This is a genomic window from Kistimonas asteriae (assembly GCF_018263925.1).
GTDB lineage: Bacteria > Pseudomonadota > Gammaproteobacteria > Pseudomonadales > Endozoicomonadaceae > Kistimonas > Kistimonas asteriae.
Window position 1 is genome coordinate 96,600 of record NZ_JAEVHF010000011.1, and the last position, 20,556, is coordinate 117,155.

Here is a 20,556-nt window from a genome sequence, read left to right on the forward strand (position 1 = left end):
AACGATGTTGACCCGCTCGTCACACACGGAACCCTGCTATCAAGCAACATCCGCATTGAGTAATGCTAAAAATGACGGAACCTCCCGCAAGTTCCTGAATGCATCCTCATTATCCAGTTCGTCTTTCAACGCCGGTGATTTTTCAATAGCGATCGTGATATCACGCACAGCAGCCTCCTGCTGGCCCAGCTCTGCCTCGGCGCAGGCCCGTTGCCAGTAAGCCAGTGGATACTCCGCATCGTGTTCAATGGCCTGATTTGAGAGTGACAACGCCCAGCGGGTTTCGCCCAGGTCCATCAATACATCCGCCTTGTAAGTCAGTGCTTCCACGTCTTCGGGGTGAATTTCCAGAATCTGGTCATAAATGTTGACCTGCTCATGCGGGCTGGATTCCAGCCCCGCCCGCATCCAGAGTGAGTGAATCTGATTCGTTTCCGAGATCTTTTCCTGTGCGGCAATAATCTGATCCGAACGCACCTTGAGTTTGTGCTCCACATCATGCAGCCTTTGCTCATATTCACCGGTCAGTTTGGAGACCTTGCGCTCAACCGTCGCCTCAACGTTTTCCTGGACTTCGCGCAGGGAACGCCAGCCCAGCAAGACCAGAATGGAAGCCGCCCCGGTGATGATAAAAAAGATATTGTTGGTGGTGTCCGTGGTATAGCGCATGGCGCGATCCGAGGCGTCCAGCCGGGCTTCCGCCACTTTTTCCGCCATCTCTGCCCGCATAGACTGCAACTGCTGACGCAACAGTTTCAGCTCATCCAGTATGTAACGCTCAATAAACGGCTTGTAGAGGGGTTCATCAATGGGTTCAACTACAGGAGTTTGCTCTTGTGCATGTACATTACCCAGCGTAATCAGGATAAGCGTCAGGGTTGCCAGCAGAGAGTGTTTGATCATGTCAGGCCTATTCCTTCAGTCCATAAAATACAGCCTAGAACGCCTGTTCAAATTAAAAAGGCTTTTCCTGTCACGGCATGAAGATTAACGTCGTATCTGCCAAAAATTCAGTGTTCGAATCCACCCCTGTTATCTTTTAGTCTCATTTTTAACCTTATCCGTCTAACGTTATCGTGACAGAGAAACACCACGGAACCGGTGCGATATGTCGCACTCTAGTCACGCGAAACCGCTCTGTTCTTGCTGTCACCAGACTGCCCCCGTTAATATCAGCTATGTTTTCGGCCATTTTCATGGTCTGCGATCATTTCCGAGGACGATCTCTTGCACGTACATATTCTGGGTATCTGTGGCACCTTCATGGGCAGCCTGGCGCTCCTGGCCAGGGAGCTGGGCATTCATGTCACCGGTTCGGACCAGAACGTCTACCCCCCCATGAGCACCCAGCTGGAAGAGCAGGGCATTGCACTGGTGGAAGGCTACAACCCGGAACAGTTCAATCCCCGTCCCGACCTCGTTGTGATCGGGAATGCCATGTCCCGCGGCAACCCAGCCGTCGAGTTTGTACTGAACGAAGGGATTCCCTATACCTCCGGCCCCCGGTTCATGGCTGACCATATCCTCAGGGATCGCTGGGTCATGGCGGTTGCGGGCACCCACGGTAAAACCACCACGTCTGCCATGCTGGCTGTCATCCTTGAGCATGCCGGCATGTCACCGGGATTCCTGATTGGCGGCGTACCGGCAGATTTTGGTCTTTCAGCCCGTATGGGAAGTACTCCTTTCTTTGTGATCGAAGCGGACGAATACGACACCGCCTTTTTCGACAAACGTTCCAAGTTTGTGCATTACCGGCCACGCACGGCCATCCTGAATAACCTGGAATTTGATCATGCGGATATCTTTGAGAACCTCGGCGCTATCCAGAAACAGTTCCACCATCTTGTTCGCACCATTCCCGGCAATGGTCTGATCATCAAACCGGCGGATGACGCCAACCTGAATGCCGTCATCGATATGGGCTGCTGGAGCGACGTCAGCAACATGGGGCCAGACAGTGACTGGCAGGCCATTCCCATTGCCGACGATAGCTCTCATTTTGCCATCAGCCATTGCGGCACAACGCAGGGCGAAGTCTGCTGGAGCCATACGGGGCGTCATAACATGCATAACGCACTGGCTGCGATCATTGCCGCACGGCATGTCGGCGTGCAGCCAGCCATTGCCTGCGAGGCTCTGTCGGGATTTCGCGGAGTGAAACGCCGAATGGAATTACTGGCAGAAATCGGCGGTATCTATGTGTATGACGACTTTGCTCACCACCCCACCGCCATTGCCACAACGCTGGAAGGTCTGCGGGCCAAGGTTGGCACAGACACTACGATTCAGGCCGTTATTGAGCCTCGCTCTAACACCATGAAAATGGGTATCCATAAAGGCCACCTGGCAGCAGCGACGGCCACCGCCAGCCATGTCACCTGGTATGAGCCCGAAGGGCTAGGATGGTCATTATCAGACGAAATCGCCCACAGTCCGGTACCGGCTAATGCCGATGCTGATATCGACCATATCGTTGCCACCCTGGCCTCTCAGGCCAAGCCGGGAGATCACTTGGTGATCATGAGCAACGGGGGTTTTGGCGGCCTGCACCAGAAGCTGATTTCCGCACTGAACCAAAAGGCATCCGCATGAGTCAGATGCCCGAACAGCCACACACCGTAACCCTGGCGTTGACCGGTGCTTCCGGTGTGCAATATGGCCTGCGATTGCTGGAATGCCTGATTGCGGCCAATCGACAGGTGTACTTCCTGCTGTCCAAGGCAGCCCGGGTGGTTATTGCCACGGAAACCAAACTGAAACTTCCCTCCAATCGCCAGGAGCTTCAGGCATTCCTGACAGACCGCTACCGGGCCAAACCTGACCAGATTCGTGTACTGGGCAACGAACAATGGATGTCAGCCGTCGCCTCCGGCAGCGGGGCGCCGTCACAAATGGTGGTTTGTCCAGCCAGTACCGGCACACTGTCAGCCATCGCCACTGGCGCCAGTAACAACCTAATCGAGCGCGCTGCTGATGTTGCCCTGAAAGAGCGGCGTCAGTTGATTATCGTGCCCCGGGAAACCCCCTACTCAGCGATACACCTGGAACATATGCTGTCACTGACCCGCATGGGTGCGGTGATTCTTCCGGCCAGCCCCGGTTTTTACAACCAGCCCCAAACCGTGGATGACATGGTGGACTTCATTGTCGCCAGGATAATGAATCATCTGGGAATCGATCATAACCTGATGCCCCGGTGGGGGGAGTAATTCTCGCCCCCCATCAGGCGGCATTGATCAAGGCCAGCGTGTTGTCCAGCATACGAACGGAAAATGCCCATTCATTGTCGTACCAGGCCATCACCTTGACCTGCTGCCCCTGTACCTGTGTCAGGCTCGCGTCAAACACTGACGATGCCGGGTTATGGTTAAAGTCCATGGAGACCAGCGATACGTCATTGACGGCCAGCACAGGGCTTTTCTGACTGCCGCTTCGCACTGCGTCATTCACCTCTTCAACCGTTGTCGTACGGCTGGCGACAAAGCACAAATCCACCAGCGATACATTGATAGTGGGAACCCTCACCGCCAGCCCGTTTATTTTTCCCGCCAGCTCAGGCAGTACCAGGCCAACCGCCTCCGCCGCACCGGTTTTCGTGGGAATCATATTCAATGCCGCGGCCCGTGCGCGATAAAGATCGGAATGGTAGACGTCAGTCAAACGCTGATCATTGGTATAGGCATGAATGGTCGTCATCAGGCCGGACTCAATACCCACGGCATCATGCAATACCGCCGCGACCGGCGCCAGGCAGTTCGTGGTACAGGATGCACAGGAAATAATCCGATGCGCTGATGTGAGTACACTGTCATTCACGCCGTACACAATGGTGGCGTCAGGATCCTTGGCAGGGGCTGAAATAATGACTTTTGAAGCCCCTGCCTCCAAATGCTTTCCGGCACCGGCCTGATCCCGAAACACACCGGTACATTCGTGGACCACCTCAACGCCCAGGGATTGCCAGGGCAAACGGGCAGGATCTTTTTCTGAATAACAACGGATGGGCTCACCATCAACAGTGAGACAATCGCCTTCTACACCGACGCTACATCCAAACCGGCCATGGGTCGTATCATACTGAAGGAGATGCGCATTGATCCGGGCATCACCCAGATCATTGATAGCCACCACCCTGATGCCTTTCTGCCGATAACCGTGCTCATAGACCGCTCTGAGCACATTGCGTCCGATTCTGCCGAAACCGTTAATTGCCAGATTGATTTCGCGCATCTTACACACCTTTTGTCGTTTATTAGCTCACGCAAGCAACAGGTACACCTGGTTGCTTCCTGGCTTTTAAAAGTAGATGACTCAGGGGGAAAGGGCAGGATTTAGTCCCTGGGCAGGATCCAATTGCTTCAGCCAACTGGCGACAGCATCCAGCATCACGGCCAGTGACTGATCTTTCGTGCTACCGGGCGCAACCGTTTCCAGATAAAACCCGTCAGACAGTTCATCACGCACCACCGCATGTTGATAGGCGGCATGGGGCTGTGTAGACACCATCAATACCGAACCTGCGACTGGACGATTCTGCAGCCAGCTCTTGACTGTATCCCGGGTGTTCGGACGGAGCCAATGCTGGTGCTGCCAGGTTCTCGCGGTATCAATAAAATCCACGGGGAGTTTGCGCATGGACTGGGGCAGATCCGCATAAAGGTACAACAACCGCGCGGCTTCTGTTTCATGCATGGGAGCTGCATCACCGGAAAAGTGGGCAACATCGGTTTTCTGCTGGAGAGACTTCATCAATGACTGGAAATGATCGGCGGAGGGATCCAGCGGTCGCTGCCCCGTCAGAAAGACCAGACGGTTGAACCGTACCCCTTCACGCCATAATTCCGCCAGATAGTGAATACGCTCTAACATGCCCGGACTGGTTGCCCCCAGGATAACCCCATACTCATACTGTTCTTTGACAGGTTTGAGCGCCTGAACAAAACCCAGTTGTCGCAGGTCTTCGTGTACTCGGGTTTCTTTATCGGGTGACAAGTCCAGCTCAGCCAGCTCCCAGCGTTCCTGCCCCGGCTTACGCGCCCAGCGTGAAAACGCCTGAGCGGCACCCTGCCAGTCCCGGTTGACTGGCATATCCAGATGTTCCTGTAATGAGACTAGCGCCTCCGGCACTGGCAATTCCTCTGTCATTCCCTGACCTGTAAGGAAGAGTGTGATCAATAGCAGTACCACCGCCATCACGCCGGATTGATAGACCGTTTGATGCCTGTGAATAACTGCTTTCTTCATACGCGTTTACTGCTTGTCTGACACCGCATCCAAATGAAGTGCCAGCCACACGGTTTCCTCTTCGGGTGATGTCCATTCCACCCGATGGCGGCAATGGGCTGGCAGGAGAATATAGTCGCCAGCTTCCATGTTTACCAACGCATCCCGACCGTCAATGCACAGCTGTGCGGCGCCCTTAACGACCATGACCCATTCATCCTGTGCCTGGTCATACCACTCACCTTCTGGCGTGATGTGCCCACGGGACAGGATACGCTCAAGCTTCACGCCCTTGCGTTCCAGCAAAGGCTCGAAATATTCATCATCGGTTTGATACTGGCGTTGCGCAAAGAGGTTTTCGAGTTTCATGGTCTGGTGAAGTTCCGAAACGGCAAATACTGACCTACTGAATTATCAGGTTTGAGACGACACTGGCAAGAAAAGGAATGCGCCCTCTCTATTGAGGGCCATTATGCGGCATCTGCACAGCCTTACCGGCGATCTCGGTGAAATGGGTGTCCAGCTCAGGGAGCGACCAGTCCTCTGGATATTTTTGTGCCAGGGCTTCAAGCAGCGCGGAATACTGTTGAGATGGTTTGTTCAAGAGGTACAGCAGGAAGGTGTAGATCCTGTCCCCCACCTGCTTGTTAAATGCCTGTTTCTGCTCATCGGTAATCGTACCCTTACCGTGAAGCTCATCAACAATGCCATTTTCGAGACAGTTGGCGGCAATGATCAGCGCCAGTTGCTTGACGGTATCTTCGTTCATCCTGAACGCACCTTCCTGATGGTTATATATAAAAGCTAGCTGGAAACCACCGTTGATCAAGCCATCACCGGATATTTCCCAGCCGCATCAAACCGACTCAGGTCACAGGACAACCGGCCGCCATGGATTGTTCAGGCATCAAAAGGCGACATTGGCTGCCATCCTCGGTTTCCGCACACAACAACATGCACTCAGACAGCTCGCCGCGCATTTTGGCCGGTTTCAGGTTAGTCAACACAACGACTTCACGTCCCAGCAATTCATCTGACGTGTAATAGTCGACCAAGCTGGTCACTGTCTGCCGGGGCTTTTCCTTTCCGATATCAATATGTACCTTGTAGAGCTTTTCCGTATCAGGTACCCGCTCAACAGATAATACCTTGCCAACCCGAATATCGAGCTTTTTGAAATCAGCAAAACTAATCTCTGACATACCCTCTCCCGGTCGAATACAGAAAAAAGAATGATTATGAATACTGGCGGGAGAACCTGGAAACGGACGATTCAGCCTATTTGGCCGATTCATGACGCACATCAACAAAACTGCCGCCAGAACGGCGGCAGTGATCATGAAGAACAACCGCCTGGTTAATCGAGCGCCTTACCCTCTGGAGTCAGACGCAGCCAGTCATGAGAATACCAGTAATAACGACGACCACTCTGGTCTGGCGCCGTACAGTTAAAACGGGAACGTCCCGGCTGAATCGCCTTTTCTGACTGAATCTGGAAAGTCGTTTTTTCCTCATCCAGCCAGTTGATTTTGAGACTTTCTCCCAGACCATAACAGGCCAGCAGTTTTTTCTGATAATCCCCACCAGCCAGCGTCAGCTGTAAAACCGGGGTTGTGTTGTTTTCATCAATAAGACTGCTGTCTGGCATTTTACCACTGACCGGCAGCGGCAGTGTATTGACCTTGGTGATAAAGGAATCCATCGCCGCATAAGCCCCCCCCATGGGGAAGCGGGGCAGCTTGGTGAAATCAGATAATGCCCCAATCGGACCTGACTGTTGGCCAAATCCCACAAAACCCATCTGCCCAATCAACTGCCGCAAGGGAGGTACTGTCTCACCGTAAGGCCAGGCAAACATCTGCAGATCCTGCCCGGTCTTTTCGCTGATAATCTTCTCTGCGGTCTCGATATCCTTGTGGATCCTGTTTAACCAGGCCTGCTCATCTTCACCTTTGGTACGCTCAACGAGGTGCCCATGGCTAACGCCATGGTTGGCAATAGACGCACCCGCTTTGACCATGTCACTCATCTGTTGCCAGTTCAGTGCGTCGCCAAAACCACGACTCACCGCATCCGTGTTCACAAAAATGGTGAACGGATAGCCATGTTTCTTCAGCAGGGGAAAAGCTTCGCGATATATCGAGATATAAGCATCATCAAACGTAATCGCCACCGTACGGTCTGGCAGCGCCTGATGCGTGCGTATCCGCTTGATGACGTCCGGCAACGCCATCACGGTGAAGCCGTTATCCTTCAGGTAGGATAAATGTTCTTCAAACTGCGCAGGCGTCACGCTGGTGCTGCGCGGAGTGTCATCACTGACATGGTGATACTGCAGAATCACCGCATGATCAGCCGCAAAAGCGCGAACTGAAAGCAGCAGTAACAACGAAAGAATGGTTGATAAGCGCAGCAAACTCGAGATTCCTTCAGGCAATTATTATCGATATTGTCTCAAAGTTGTCCGATGACGGTTATTGCCGTACACGACCGTAATGCTGCGGTTTCTAGCAGGATGGCCGACGGAAACCGTCTATTCAGGGCATCATAACGTCAGTTTTGACGAAAGCACACCCCAATAGACGCGATCGCATCGGCAATGATCGTATTTCTGTTGGCGATGCCTGAATACAGCAGGCACCGGGTTCAGGCCCACTTGCGGATCAGGCCTTCCTGCGTAGACGACGCCACCAACCGCCCCTGGCGATCAAACAACTGTCCCCGGACAAAGCCGCGTCCCCCCGAGGCAGAAGGGCTTTCCATGGCATACAGTAACCAGTCATCCATCCGAAAATCCCGGTGAAACCACATGGAATGGTCCAGGCTGGCGACCTGCATGTTCTTCTGCCAGAAAGACACCCCATGAGGCTCCAGCGATGTCGGCAGGAAATTAAAATCTGACGCATAAGCCAGCAGGTATTTGTGTACCCGCAGGTCATCCGGCAACTTGCCCGCCGACTTCAGCCAGATGTAACGAACCGGATCGCGCTTTTCCGGCTGCAGTGGATTGTTGGGATTCACAGGACGTATATCAATCGGCTTATCGCAGGTCATTTTGTCGCGGATGGATTCCGGAATAAACTGCTCAAACCGTCTGACCAACTCCAGCTCAGAGGTCACGCCTTCAGGCCCATCCACCTCTGGCATCACCGGCTTCTGGTGTGCAAAGCCTTCCTCTTCTATCTGGAAAGACGCCGCCAGGTTAAAGATGGATTTGCCATTCTGGATCGCCACCACTCGACGGGTGGTAAAACTCTTACCATCCCGGGCATTGTCCACTTCATAGACAATCGGCTGGCGTGCATTACCGGGACGCAGGAAATAACAGTGAAAGGAATGCAGGCCGCGATCCTCACTGACGGTCTGCTTGGCGGCAGACAACGCCTGCCCGATAACCTGTCCGCCAAACACATTGCCGAAACCGAGATCCTGACTCTGGCCTCGAAAAATACCTTCTTCAATACGTTCCAGTTTTAACAGGTCCAGAAGCTCTGTCAGTACACTGCTCATTCAAAAACTCCTTGCACTTCGCCTGCCTGTACAGGTCATGCCTGAGGCCTGGTCGGTTATTATGATTTCCGATGTTTTCTCGACGACTGACGGATGCTTTCATACCAGTCGGAAGGGTCTACCAGATGACCGTTGTCATCAATGGCAGGATAGGCCGTCTGTCGTTCGTCACAGTAACGGGCCAGTTCCGGGTAACACCAGCGGAAGAGTGTTTTGTGATAACACTCTTGTTCCAGGCGACTACAACGGTACAACCCTTCTCGTTCGCGCTGGCGCATGGCCTCCGCAAGAATGATCGCCGCAGCCACGGAAACATTGTACGACTCCACCATCCCCTGCATGGGAATGATGACATGCTCGTCTGCCAGTTCCGCGCCGGTTTCGCTCACGCCGTATTTTTCAGCTCCCATCAGCAAGACACAGGGCATCGTAAAATCCAGTTCATGATACGGCTTTGCCCGCTCAGAGAAATGCGCAGCATAGACTTTGAAGTGCCGTTCCCGAAAATGCCGAATGCCGTCGTCAATGCTGTTGTGTGTGGCGACATTGACCCAGCGGTTACTCCCCATGGAGCGACGCCGCAACTGACGAACCCGTACGGGCGATTGGGAAAGATGAACCGTATCAATACCCACGGCATCGCAGGTACGCAGAATGGCGGCCAGGTTATGGGCTTTGTGCACCTGATCAGTCAATAACGCCAGATCAGGCTGACGACGGTCAAGCGCGGTCCGCAGCTTCTGGAAACGTTCCGGTGTCATGGTGGTCTGCATCGGGTATGGGACAGGCATTGTAAAAACATTGCCTGCAACAGGGCAACCGATACGTATAACTACCGATCAACTGTTTTGACGAATGGCGGGCCCACGGGCCAATGCCCGTTCCACTAATGCCACCAATACATCATCAAACGCCAGCCCCGCCGCCTCAGCAGCATCGGGTAACAGGCTGGTAGGTGTCAGCCCGGGAATGGTGTTGATCTCAAGAAAAACAGGATCCTGATCGTCCGGCACCATAAAATCCACACGGGCAAAGTCCCGGCACCCCAGGACCTCGAAGGCCTTAACCGCATAGGCTTCACAGAGTTGATACTGATGATCCGTCAGCCGGGCAGGAATAATGTGCTCGCTCCGCCCCGGCGTGTATTTTTCATCATAACCGTAACCGGTTAGGCGAGCGTCTTCAGGCAAGCAGATTTCAATGACAGGCAGCGGCATGACCGTCGGATGTTCCAGAACTGACACCGTGGCCTCTTTCCCCGGCACCATGGACTCCACCAGCACATCGGATTCGACGGAAAACGCCTCCCTGAATGCGACATCCAGTTCATCAGCCTGCCTGACCAAGGATGTGCCAAGGGACGATCCCTGCGAACGGGGTTTGATCACAACCAAACTCCCCAGCTGTGCCAGTGTGGTTTGAACGGCTTTGTCGATCCCGTCCTCCCGCTTGACCACCAGATCACTGGCAAGGGGAATGCCATGTGCTTTCAGTAACTGTTTGGTGAGCAGTTTATCCATGGCCAGGGCGCTGGCTGTAACACCTGACCCGACATAGGGAATCTGCATAATGTCCAGCAATCCCTGGATGGTGCCATCCTCACCCGGCGGGCCATGCAGTACAGGAAAGGCGACATCCGGCGCGAGGCGGTGCAGATCCACCGCAATAGTGGGGGTCAATTCCAACACATGCAGATCAGGATAATGATGCCTGAGCGCCGCCTGTACCCTCCCTACAGATAGCCGCGACACCGCCGCCTCTGACGAAGGACCACCACAGATCAACGCAACTCGGGGGCAGGACAGGCCGGACATGATTCACTTCCAGAAACAGGGACTGCCGTCATACAGACATGGCAAAGCAGTAAACATAGAAACGAACGGCCGAAGATGCCACTGGCAATCCCGCACGCTCTCATCGACAATAGCGCCCATGCCTGTGCCGGAATGACAACCATGATTGAAAGCCGTACCCCGTCCCATGTAGCCTATGCCCTGATTGCCCTGAGCATTCCCACGGCATTTCCGATGTTGGTCGCCGTCATCATGGCCTATGTCTACCGCGCCCGGACGGATGACGCCCTGCTCTATGCCCACTATACATGGCAGATCAGAACCTTCTGGATCAACCTGCTGCTGGCGATTATCGGTCTGGGCCTGACCCTGTTGCTGGTTGGTTATTTGATCCTGTTTCTGAATCAGCTCTATCTCTTATATCGTTTGGTGGTGGGATGGTACCGGTTATCGCAGGAACGTTATCCGGTTGAGTGGTAATAGTATTTTACGCGTATAATTATCCATGGATCTGAGGTAGTAGTTATGGACAACACCCTCAGAGGGTAAAATAAGCATCAACATAAAAAAAACAAGAAAAAGGCAGCATCAACATTTCGGATTCTCAATCTTTTCAATTCGGCCAGAACCTTTCGTCTTCCAAGCAAGCTTCTTTATCACACAGTAACTTTGTATTTTTTTCATATACCATTTTATAAAAATCATAATAATAGCTGTCGTCTCTGGTCACACCACACTGCGCAACCTCCTGCCCAGTAACTTCTTCTACGTTTTTACTTGTTAATTTATTCATCCATTTGGGTTTTTTCCTGCCAGGATCAAGAACAGACTGCGCGGTTTTAACAAGAAGATCCTCAATACTGCATTTCTCCCTTAGATACGCAACTGCCCTCTTCTGAACATCTCTGCATTCAGTAGTTCTCAGTAGAGGAAAATTAGCCTCCTTCATATTTCTGGGCTTAAATTCGTCTCTTCCAACAAGCATATTCGCACTGAAATAAACATCTTTATACTTACTTTCAAGGGCTGAATCAGTACATGAGTTGTGAATTACCATTTTGTAAAATTCAAGATAAAAATCATAAGAGGAGAATTCGTGAAGCGGGAGCTTTCCTATGGCGACAGCATCAGAAAATGAAATATCGCCAGTCAACGTGCAAGTATTGGCCAGTTTCGTCATTCTATGGAAATCTCTATTTGTTATAGGGAATGGGTCAATAAAATCGACTCTCTTTCGCTTTCTGGAAATGTTCTCACTCGATTGACTAAATGGCTTAATAGTAATTATTTTACTCGTCTCTTTTTTTTCAGAAAAGCACATATGTATCTCTATTTCATGCTCATCAAATATCCTCTCCCAATGTTTCATAAATTCATCGATTACTCTTTCCGATTGATCTATTTCATTAGCGACAATAGTGATACCTCGATCTTCATTATTTTCCATTAATAATACAAGCGTCAGAAAATGTAAACACTTGGGTATATCTTTCCTTGTATAACAAAAATATAGGGTATTATCATTTAATGCTTCATGGGAAAGGGTTGGAAAATTATCGTTTGTGATCGTCTGAGCCAACAATTCACTATCAAAAGCTAAAGGCTCAGAAATAACGTCAATTTCCCCAAAATACATCTTATAGCGTTTATCATTACTCTCACAGAAACAAGGTAAGAACCTATTCATACCACTAATATTGTGTCTAAATCCCTTGATTCCAAAGTATTCATTTATCAAAAGTGTTTTATCTACATAGCATTCTTCATCACAAAAACTGATTGGTTCTATACGACCGTGAGGCCCGCTATGTATATACAATGCAGCATCAAGCAACATTCTGATTTTTGTGAAAGTGTCTTCTATCTGTGGTAAAGGCCTATTAATCCATATGACCTGTACATCATCATCGGCCAGAAAGAGCGGGCGACCTATGCTCTTTTCACCGCCAGCTGTCTGAATGACGATACAGATACTCCTATCCGGAAACGCCTTACGATAAACGGAAGCGGCTTTATAGGCATGAGCAATATCTCCATATTCTCCATATCCTCCATAGGTTCTGCCGCAAACCATAATGTCACTCGTTCTTATAGTTTTACCCTGAAATTCAAATGCTGATGGTGAACCTGTATGGGGCAGTTGCGCGCTACTGGTTACGCTTTTTGCTGCTGCACCCACAGATGTTGCCATTATTAACTACCTCTTATGTGTCTAGTACACCGTCTGATAGCATTTGATATGTATTGATTCGCTAAATCCGTTGACAGGCAAGGCTTGTGGATATGTCAACCATATCAAGTGCTGAAAGGCGCTGAATTATCCTTCTCTAATACAGACACGCTAACTGGAAAAATGTTCAATTCAAAGTGTCCCTTCACGCCGCGGGGTATACACATCGATAGAATATGTATACTATCCAACACTATCGTACCAATGGATGTTCGGTACAACACAACAATAAGAAACCACTGCCAAAAAGTGGGCCGTCAGGGACAATATCATGGAATATACCCGCTCCTTCAGTCCTCGCATGTTGGACGCAGAGCCTGTCTCCATAGAGTTCGGGCAATGGCTGTTGCAATACCAGGCGTTTTCCAATCCTGTAAATGATCATCGAACACCAGTTGTTTTCCTTTCCGGCGCATTTCAGAACTTTCGTAGTTTTCGACATGAAGTCGAAGTATTTCTTCAGGATTTCCCGGTTATTCTTCTGGATCTTCCCTCCCAGGGTTCCAATCCCCAACTGGTGCCTGACCTGTCGCTGGAGGATATGGCCTGTCTGCTGAAAGGGTTTCTGGACGTCTGCGGTATCGAACGTATCAACCTGATCGGTATTTCTTACGGCTCACTGCTTGCCAGCCTGTTTGCCACCGAGTTCCCGGAACGCATTGAGAAACTGTTACTCAGTGGCACGACGCCCATGGGCCGCCCTGCACTTATGCGTACACTGGAAGAGTCACTGCACCTCTGCCGGGAAGGCCGTATCAAGGAGTTCGCGGCAGGTTGCGTCACCACCATGATCAACCATTATCATGTGGAACAAACAGGGTTGGGACGGACACACCAGAAGCTACTATTTCGCCAGGTTTCCCGCCTGGATGAAGCCGAACGTGAGCGCTTTCTTCAGAACACGCAGCGCCTGATCGACTTCAAGGGCTTCGATAAATACCCGCAATGCCCCACCCTGGTCGCTACAGGTGAATACGATCACTTTACACTGCCCTGTGAAAACGCAGCCTTTGCCCTGCGCTGCCCTCGCTCAACGTTTGCACTGATACACAATGCCGACCACATGAGCATCTTTTCCCGCAGGGAAGGTACCTGCAGGTTGTTTTACCATTTTCTGACCGGACGCCCACTCAGTAGCTGCAAGGATTTCCAGGTCATGAATCGGGTCGCCATGGTTACCATGGAGCGCCGGATCAGCCCACGGCTCGTTCCCATTCGTAACGGCGCCTGTATTCTGAAAACAGAGAGCGGTGAAAAAATCGCAGCCCGCATTGACGATATCAATTTCTTTGGAACCCGGCTGTCACTGAAAGAGAACCGTACGCTGGATTTAGACGAACGCAATCTCGAATTGCAGATTGACAGCATTGGCGTATCACTGTCGGTTCACGTTCTGGAACAGGATGATGACCAGTTGCGAGGCCACTTTATTCATATTGACCTGCAAACCGCAGAGCATTTCAGACAGTATCTCAATGATGACAGCTATTTCATGGACCAACAGCCATTGGCGCTGTTTGAGGAAGAGCTTGTCGCCGATATTGCGGGATAACCGTTAACCTGGAAGCCGTTGTCGTCATCAGACGGCGGCTTCTACGATCCTCACGGCGCTGGGAATATCAAGCCGTTTCAAGGGCAGGCTGTCATAATAGCTGGCAGGGTTATGTACCTTGATATCGGAAAAACCGCAATCGGAAAACCCGGTCTCTATTTCCTGATCATCACGATAATGTAATGGGTAGCCCCCCCGGGTGAGTAAACCCACAACCTTTTGCGCAAACTGCACCCAGCGATAGAGCGGGTGTTCCTGAAGGTCTGGATAAATTTCAGTCAGATACATACCTTTGGGAAACGTCACCAGATTATCTGCCAGCCGTTTCCAGAAATCTGTAATGACCGGTAATTCAAAATAGTTCACCAACCCTTCGGTAATGACCAAGACCGGCTTGCTGGTATCAAGGCGGGAAAACAATGCAGAAAGGCTATCAGCCCCTTCCTGCGCCAGAATATTGCATTCAGTCACCTGATGCTGGTCAGACAGCAGACCATGCTGCGAAAGATAACGGCGTTTTCTGGCGGCCATATCCGGCAAATCCGCTTCAATATAGCGCAGTGAATCGCCATACTTCCGCATGAAGCAGGCGCCCCTCGGCGACATGCCTGCCGCGATCTCAACGATCTGGCCAACACCTTGCTCTTCAATGGCACGGGTGAGAAGTTCATCAATGATGACATGCCGTTCCAGCAGGAAGGTTTCAATATCTGCCCCGGCGACAGCGCGAATCAAGGCATTCACCGGCGCCAGTGCCCCGTAACTCAATTTTCCCTTAAACGAATAGAGTTCTGGTAACGACAAACCGTGACGAAACCAGACATGACCGGTATAAAGTGCGCTAATACTGATACGGGACGTATCCACTTCAGGGGTGAAATTTGCAGAGGGAGACATCATAGTCTTCTTTATATACGCTTTTATCATTATTTTAAGGGCGAGCATAACGAGGCGTGATTCAGCACGCAAGTTCCGATTAAGCAGTGGAAAGATACCCATGACACAGCGTTTGCCTGTTCACGTGGTTCCGGCAGGTACCGTATGGATCTAACTGACATCCAGCCCATGCTTGAGTGGCTGCGCAGCCACCACGAGTGGCTTGCGATCAGCATAATGCTGATCGCACTGGTCGAATCCCTGGCCATTGCAGGCATCGTTCTGCCCGGTGTGGTGATGCTGTTCGGCGCAGCAACCATTGCCGGTAGCGGTGTACTGGATGTCTGGACAACCCTGATTGCCGCCTTCATTGGTGCGGTGCTTGGGGATGGCATCAGCTTTATCCTTGGTCGGGTGTTTCATCGCCATATCGCCAACTGGTGGCCATTTACCCGCCATCCCCAGTGGCTGGAGGACGGCGAGCATTTCTTCCATCGCCATGGTGGGAAAAGCATTGCCTTTGGACGTTTTATTGGGCCGGTCAGGCCCATCATCCCCCTTGTGGCAGGGATGCTGGATATGCCGGCAACCCGCTTTTATGTCGTCAATATTATTTCTGCCATTGCCTGGGCGCCTGTCTATATCCTGCCAGGCTACCTGGTCGGTGCATCCATGCAGGTTTCTCCACCAGTTTCCGAAGATGTGTTGATTATCCTTGCCATGCTTTTTGGCACCAGTCTGTTTTTTGCCTTCATGAGTGGCTATATCCATGACAAGATTCAGTCACCGGCTAATCCGTCAATAGCTTCTGGCAGGCTGTTTATCAGCGGGCGCTATTTGATGTTGGCCAGTGGCATCAGCCTTATACTGATTACCTGTCTGGTCGTCATTGGTGAACTGAAATTTGCGAATGCCGCCATTACCCAATGGCTGGTTTTCAACCATACCGGGCTGATGAACCAGATCATGGTGGCCATTACCCTCATCGGGAACCACGAAGTTCAACTGGTCTGGTTTGGGCTCGCCGCTATCTGGCTTGTCATCAACCGCCAATGGAAGCTGGCTCTTGCGCTATGCATTCTTATTGCGAGTGTCGAGAGCGTGTTGTGGTTGATGAAATGGGGACTGGATATGAACCGTCCCGATAATCCTGCCGAACTGGTTCGCTTCTCTTTTCCCAGTGGTCATACGACATTAACGACGTTTCTGTCACTCTGGTTTGCCCGCTACATCGCTCTGGCAATTCCCGAGGTGAAACGTCCCTGGATCTGGAGCATCGGTATCATCATCGCCATGCTGGTTGGCTTTTCACGGCTCTACCTCAGTGTGCATTGGACAACCGATGTCCTGGGAGGTGTGGCGCTGGGAACGTTGGGTTTTTCACTCTGGCTCATTACCTGCGGTCGCTTCTCCGACACACAGCCGCCCCAACATCCTGTGATTCTGATAGCAACCCTGCTGATCAGCAGCACTGTAATGATTGCCCTGATGCTTCCAGCGGCGCGAATGACCTATCTTGGGTAACGCGTAGAGCTACATGCCGCCAATCCGATGGGCAAGGTAACGCTCAAAAAAGACGGGAAAAAAGCGGGCGAAGAATCGAGCCCGCCAATCAACATTGGACAGGAGTAGCAAACGCTTGCGTTTGACTGCGCCAGCAAAAGTCTCTTCTGCAACATCGGCAGGGGAGGCTGTTTTTCCGCTCAGTGTGAACGGCTTCTTGACGATACCACCATCCCCCTGCAAGGCGTTCTTATAAATATCCGTTGCGGTAAATCCCGGACAGACCATCATCACATCCACTCCACGGTCCATCAGTTCAACCCTTAAGCAGTTAAACAAACCATGCAGTGCATGTTTGCTTGCACTGTAGGCACTCCGAAACCGCAATGGCGCAAAGCCAGACATACTGCTCATGGTAATCACCAATCCCTGGCTATTCAGAAGGGCGGGCAATGACTCCCGGGTACAATAAAGCGCTCCAAAATAATTGACCGCCATCAGGCGATGATGAACCTCAGCATCGGTGTCTTCAAACAGGCTTCGGTGGGTGATACCGGCATTATTGATTAATACATCAATGTGCTGGAAGTCTTCCACGATTCGATTAATCGTTTCATGAACGCCCTTCTGGTCACTAACATCGCACACGTATCCCCGTGCCTGGATACCCCGACTTTCCAAATGATCAACACACGTCGCAATCTGCTCACGGTTCAGATCAATCAAGGCGACGCGCGCACCGGCCATACCGAAACGCTGACTCAATGCCCTGCCAATGCCGGCACAGGCGCCGGTGATCACAACAGTCTTGTTTCTGAACGAGTGTGGCATCGTCTAACTCCCTGCTCATGGTAGGGTTATTATTATCGAAATTGATCAATCTGCCTGACAGTTAATCCGGCACAGCTAACTAACGCGAAAATGTGTACTTCTCTCGTTTGATCTGACGAGGGCCAAACCCTGCTTCACTGAGCCAGGCCACAGCATCATCAATCATGGCGGGATTCCCACAGAGAAAGGGAAGATCCCGTTCCGGGGATAAGTTCAGATGGGCGAAGCGTGTTTGAACATAGCCAGGATATTCCTGTATCCCGACATCCGGATTCGCTTCCCGGCTTAAGCAAAGCTCGAACGTCACCTGTTCAAATCGTGATGCCAGTGAGGAGAATTCTTCACGATATATCACATCCTTCCTGTGTCTGCTCCCCATCAGGATATGGAGTGCTATTCCGCTGGCAGCGATCCTTTCCAGCTCTGGCAGCATGGCACGATAAGGCGCCATGCCTGTACCTGTGCCAACCAGAACCAGACGTTCCGGCAAGCTGTCCGGCAATACCAGAAGTCCGAAGGGGCCACTGATGCCAAAGTGCTCGCCCGGCACGGCTTCCTGAAAGCGACGACTGGCACGGCCATCCGGCAGCAACGCAATGGCAATATCAATCTGACGCATCGATTGAAAGACACCAGGCGCACTGGCAATACTGTAGCTGCGCTTGAGGTTATCACCATCCAACTCAAACTGAATGGAAACAAACTGCCCGGCCTGAAAGGAAAAGCTGTCATCGGCAAGCTGAAAGGTCAGCTGAAGCGTATCGTCGGATAGCTGTGTCTTACTGAGCAGTTCAGCTTCGAATACAGGCCGGGGCATGGAGAACTCCGTGGCTTATGAAACAGGGTGTTCCATAAGAATGCGGGATATCACCCGGCTGTCAACTCTCGCCCCATCAACCGCTGCTGTTTTTATCCGGCAGCACAACCGTATCTTCCAGTCGTGTGACCGGGTTGGCCGCGCCCAGCAACAGGCCTTGCCCACGGTCATAACCGAGATCCCTGACAAACGCCAACTGGGCTTCACTGTCGATACCTTCAGCCACCGTCTTAATGCCCATATCCTTGGCCAGGAAGGTCATGGCGCGAATAATCCCTTCTGTCGCGCTGTCACGCCCGATTTCATGGATAAAGCCAGGATCAATTTTGACCACATCAACCGTCAGTCGGCGTAAGTAGTTCAGTGCCGATGTCCCACTCCCGAAATTATCCAGAGCCACATGGACGCCGACTTTCCTCAGTGCTTTCAACTCATTAACCACTTTGCTGGGGATTTCGTTCAGGAAGCGCTCTGAGATTTCTATCTCCATAACCTGAGGGTCAATATTCTGCTGCTCCAGCAAGGTTTCAATCATGGCCTGAATATTGACATCCTTGCACTGGCTTAAGGATAAATTCATCGCCAATAGCGTTTCTTTTCGGCCTGGATCAGCATGGCGCCATTGCGCTATTTCCCGGCAGGCATTGTTCAACATCCATTCCCCGAATGGCGTCATTTGTCGAAGCTCTTCCACCAGCGGCAAAAATTCATCCTGCAAGCGTAATCGGCCATCGTAATCCCAGCGAACTTCAGTCTCAAAGCCAATCACACGCCCGGATTCCAACGCCACCATCGGCTGATAAAACAGTTCAAAATTCCCCCGCTGCAAATCCGTTGTGAGGGCTTGCTCCATAAAGGCCTTGCGGCGGTTCTCTTCCCGCATCGCATCCGTGAAATACTGGTATCCCCTGCGGCCATTCTTTTTGGTGACATACATGGCCGTATCCGCCGCCTTGACCAGCTCATCCGGCTCCTTACCACATTCAGGCCAGACGGCAATCCCGACACTGGTACTGACATGCAGCTCCCGCCCCCCAAGATGATGCGGACGACAAACGGCTTCCACGACCTTTTCAGCCACCAGTTTCACATCGTCAGGTCTCGCGACATCATCCAGCACAATGGCGAACTCATCACCGCCGAGGCGAGCGACAAGGTCACCACGACGAACACTCTGCTGTAATCGCTCTGCCACGCTTTTCAGCAATTCGTCACCCACATCATGACCCAGACTGTCATTAATGGGCTTGAAGTGATCAAGATCCAGATAAAAGACTGCCGTAATATGCTGGCTGATTTCACTACGCGTAATGGAGGCCGTCAGAAATTCCATAAACAATGTCCGGTTGGCCAGTCCGGTCAAACTGTCGTATTTCGCCATTTTCAGGAGATGTTCTTCGAGTTTCTTACGCTCGGTAATGTCCTGAAAAACCAGCACGCCCCCCATGACGACGCCATTTTCCGTCTGTGTGGGAGAAGCACTGAACTCCACCGGAAGGCTGCCATTCTCACCCTGTTGCAGCGCCGACGTTTTGGAGAAAATACTTTCTGGGTCGTCATCACCCGCCGTCCACTGCTGAATAATACTTTCAATCCCCGGTTCCACGAAAAAGGGAGTGATGGATGTGCCCAGTAGTACCTGTTCATCCTGCTGTAGCAACTGGCAGGCTGCAGGATTAGCAAAAGTGATGTTGCCTTCTGGATCAATCCCAAGGATCCCTTCCGCCGCACAATCCAGCAGCAGGTGATTCTGCTCACTCAATGCACGAAGCTCTGTTGCCAGATCTTCCAATTCCCGCCGCTGTTTATCGAGCTGAAGAAAAACGCGGACTTTGCTCAGAAGAATGTCTTTATTAACCGGTTTATACAGATAATCCACCGCCCCGGACTCATAACCTTCAGTGACATGCCTGTCTTCCTTGCTGATGGCTGTCACAAAGATAATCGGGATGGTTTCCGTCGATTTATTGTCACGCAGGAACCGGGCGGTTTCGAAACCGTCCATGACTGGCATTTGAACATCCAGCAGGATCAGGGCAAACTCGTGCCTGAGCACCAGGCCAAGCGCCTCTTCGCCAGACAATGCCTTGAAGATCTCAGCCCCCACCGGCTTCAGGAGTTTCCCCATTGCCAGCAGGTTCTCTGGTTTGTCATCCACCACCAGAATCTTGGGTAACTTCGGTTCCTGTGTGTTTTCTTCCATGTCGTCCATGAAACG

Annotated in this window: 20 protein-coding genes; 5 read left to right on the plus strand and 15 right to left on the minus strand. The window is 51.6% G+C overall.

Translation table 11 applies throughout. The annotated features are described in order from the left end of the window. Positions 1-39: 39 nt before the first annotated feature. Entirely contained in the window at positions 40-903 is an 864-nt protein-coding gene (locus tag KHS78_RS13410) for a tetratricopeptide repeat protein (protein ID WP_246506468.1), read from the minus strand. Between the two features lie 324 nt (positions 904-1,227). Here KHS78_RS13410 and mpl point away from each other — a divergent pair, with 324 nt between their 5' ends. Beyond that, positions 1,228-2,595, plus strand: coding sequence for a UDP-N-acetylmuramate:L-alanyl-gamma-D-glutamyl-meso-diaminopimelate ligase (gene mpl, locus KHS78_RS13415; protein ID WP_211828983.1), 1,368 nt, complete (start codon positions 1,228-1,230; stop codon positions 2,593-2,595). Continuing rightward, positions 2,592-3,212, plus strand: a complete 621-nt coding sequence (locus tag KHS78_RS13420; protein ID WP_211828984.1) for a flavin prenyltransferase UbiX — start codon at positions 2,592-2,594, stop codon at positions 3,210-3,212. Before mpl ends, KHS78_RS13420 begins: the two co-directional genes overlap by 4 nt. Positions 3,213-3,225: 13 nt before the next feature. Here the strand turns inward: KHS78_RS13420 and gap are convergent, their stop codons facing one another. The 9 genes from gap to KHS78_RS13465 all read right to left on the minus strand — a co-directional run bounded on the left by gap (position 3,226) and on the right by KHS78_RS13465 (position 10,550). Then, positions 3,226-4,233 (minus strand): type I glyceraldehyde-3-phosphate dehydrogenase, encoded by a 1,008-nt coding sequence (gene gap, locus KHS78_RS13425; RefSeq protein ID WP_211828985.1) that lies wholly within the window; start codon positions 4,231-4,233, stop codon positions 3,226-3,228. Positions 4,234-4,314: 81 nt separating this feature from the next. Further along, complete coding sequence (locus KHS78_RS13430; RefSeq protein WP_211828986.1) at positions 4,315-5,247, minus strand: hypothetical protein; 933 nt, start codon at positions 5,245-5,247, stop codon at positions 4,315-4,317. Positions 5,248-5,253: 6 nt separating this feature from the next. After that, complete coding sequence (locus tag KHS78_RS13435; RefSeq protein ID WP_211828987.1) at positions 5,254-5,595, minus strand: cupin domain-containing protein; 342 nt, start codon at positions 5,593-5,595, stop codon at positions 5,254-5,256. 88 nt (positions 5,596-5,683) lie between these two features. Continuing rightward, complete coding sequence (locus tag KHS78_RS13440) at positions 5,684-5,995, minus strand: hypothetical protein (protein ID WP_211828988.1); 312 nt, start codon at positions 5,993-5,995, stop codon at positions 5,684-5,686. A gap of 97 nt (positions 5,996-6,092) precedes the next feature. Continuing rightward, entirely contained in the window at positions 6,093-6,428 is a 336-nt protein-coding gene (locus KHS78_RS13445; protein WP_211828989.1) for a tRNA-binding protein, read from the minus strand. 155 nt (positions 6,429-6,583) lie between these two features. Beyond that, entirely contained in the window at positions 6,584-7,642 is a 1,059-nt protein-coding gene (locus tag KHS78_RS13450; RefSeq protein WP_211828990.1) for a polysaccharide deacetylase family protein, read from the minus strand. A gap of 230 nt (positions 7,643-7,872) precedes the next feature. After that, positions 7,873-8,736, minus strand: a complete 864-nt coding sequence (gene tesB, locus KHS78_RS13455) for an acyl-CoA thioesterase II (RefSeq protein WP_211828991.1) — start codon at positions 8,734-8,736, stop codon at positions 7,873-7,875. A gap of 59 nt (positions 8,737-8,795) precedes the next feature. Beyond that, entirely contained in the window at positions 8,796-9,527 is a 732-nt protein-coding gene (gene trmH, locus KHS78_RS13460) for a tRNA (guanosine(18)-2'-O)-methyltransferase TrmH (RefSeq protein WP_246506471.1), read from the minus strand. Between the two features lie 48 nt (positions 9,528-9,575). Next, entirely contained in the window at positions 9,576-10,550 is a 975-nt protein-coding gene (locus tag KHS78_RS13465) for a D-alanine--D-alanine ligase family protein (protein WP_211828992.1), read from the minus strand. Between the two features lie 75 nt (positions 10,551-10,625). Between KHS78_RS13465 and KHS78_RS13470 the strand changes: the two genes are divergently transcribed. Continuing rightward, a complete protein-coding gene (locus KHS78_RS13470; RefSeq protein WP_211828993.1) occupies positions 10,626-11,009 on the plus strand; it encodes a DUF4870 family protein in 384 nt (127 codons plus the stop codon). A 133-nt stretch (positions 11,010-11,142) separates the two neighbouring features. On the opposite strand, the gene KHS78_RS13475 is transcribed toward KHS78_RS13470, so the two are convergent. Further along, positions 11,143-12,720 (minus strand): hypothetical protein, encoded by a 1,578-nt coding sequence (locus tag KHS78_RS13475; RefSeq protein WP_211828994.1) that lies wholly within the window; start codon positions 12,718-12,720, stop codon positions 11,143-11,145. Positions 12,721-13,030: 310 nt separating this feature from the next. Here KHS78_RS13475 and KHS78_RS13480 point away from each other — a divergent pair, with 310 nt between their 5' ends. Beyond that, positions 13,031-14,311, plus strand: a complete 1,281-nt coding sequence (locus KHS78_RS13480; RefSeq protein WP_211828995.1) for an alpha/beta fold hydrolase — start codon at positions 13,031-13,033, stop codon at positions 14,309-14,311. Positions 14,312-14,338: 27 nt separating this feature from the next. Here the strand turns inward: KHS78_RS13480 and KHS78_RS13485 are convergent, their stop codons facing one another. Continuing rightward, entirely contained in the window at positions 14,339-15,208 is an 870-nt protein-coding gene (locus KHS78_RS13485; RefSeq protein WP_211828996.1) for a class I SAM-dependent methyltransferase, read from the minus strand. A 144-nt stretch (positions 15,209-15,352) separates the two neighbouring features. On the opposite strand from KHS78_RS13485, the gene KHS78_RS13490 reads away from it, so the two are divergent. Beyond that, positions 15,353-16,711 carry a bifunctional DedA family/phosphatase PAP2 family protein gene (locus tag KHS78_RS13490; RefSeq protein WP_211828997.1) on the plus strand — a complete coding sequence of 453 codons (1,359 nt, stop codon included), beginning with the start codon at positions 15,353-15,355 and terminating at the stop codon, positions 16,709-16,711. Between the two features lie 9 nt (positions 16,712-16,720). On the opposite strand, the gene KHS78_RS13495 is transcribed toward KHS78_RS13490, so the two are convergent. The 3 genes from KHS78_RS13495 to KHS78_RS13505 form a co-directional block, all read right to left on the minus strand. Further along, positions 16,721-17,521, minus strand: a complete 801-nt coding sequence (locus KHS78_RS13495) for an SDR family oxidoreductase (protein WP_211828998.1) — start codon at positions 17,519-17,521, stop codon at positions 16,721-16,723. Between the two features lie 79 nt (positions 17,522-17,600). Continuing rightward, a complete protein-coding gene (locus KHS78_RS13500; protein ID WP_211828999.1) occupies positions 17,601-18,338 on the minus strand; it encodes a ferredoxin--NADP reductase in 738 nt (245 codons plus the stop codon). Between the two features lie 76 nt (positions 18,339-18,414). After that, positions 18,415-20,550, minus strand: a complete 2,136-nt coding sequence (locus KHS78_RS13505) for a two-component system response regulator (protein WP_211829000.1) — start codon at positions 20,548-20,550, stop codon at positions 18,415-18,417. Positions 20,551-20,556 lie beyond the last annotated feature (6 nt).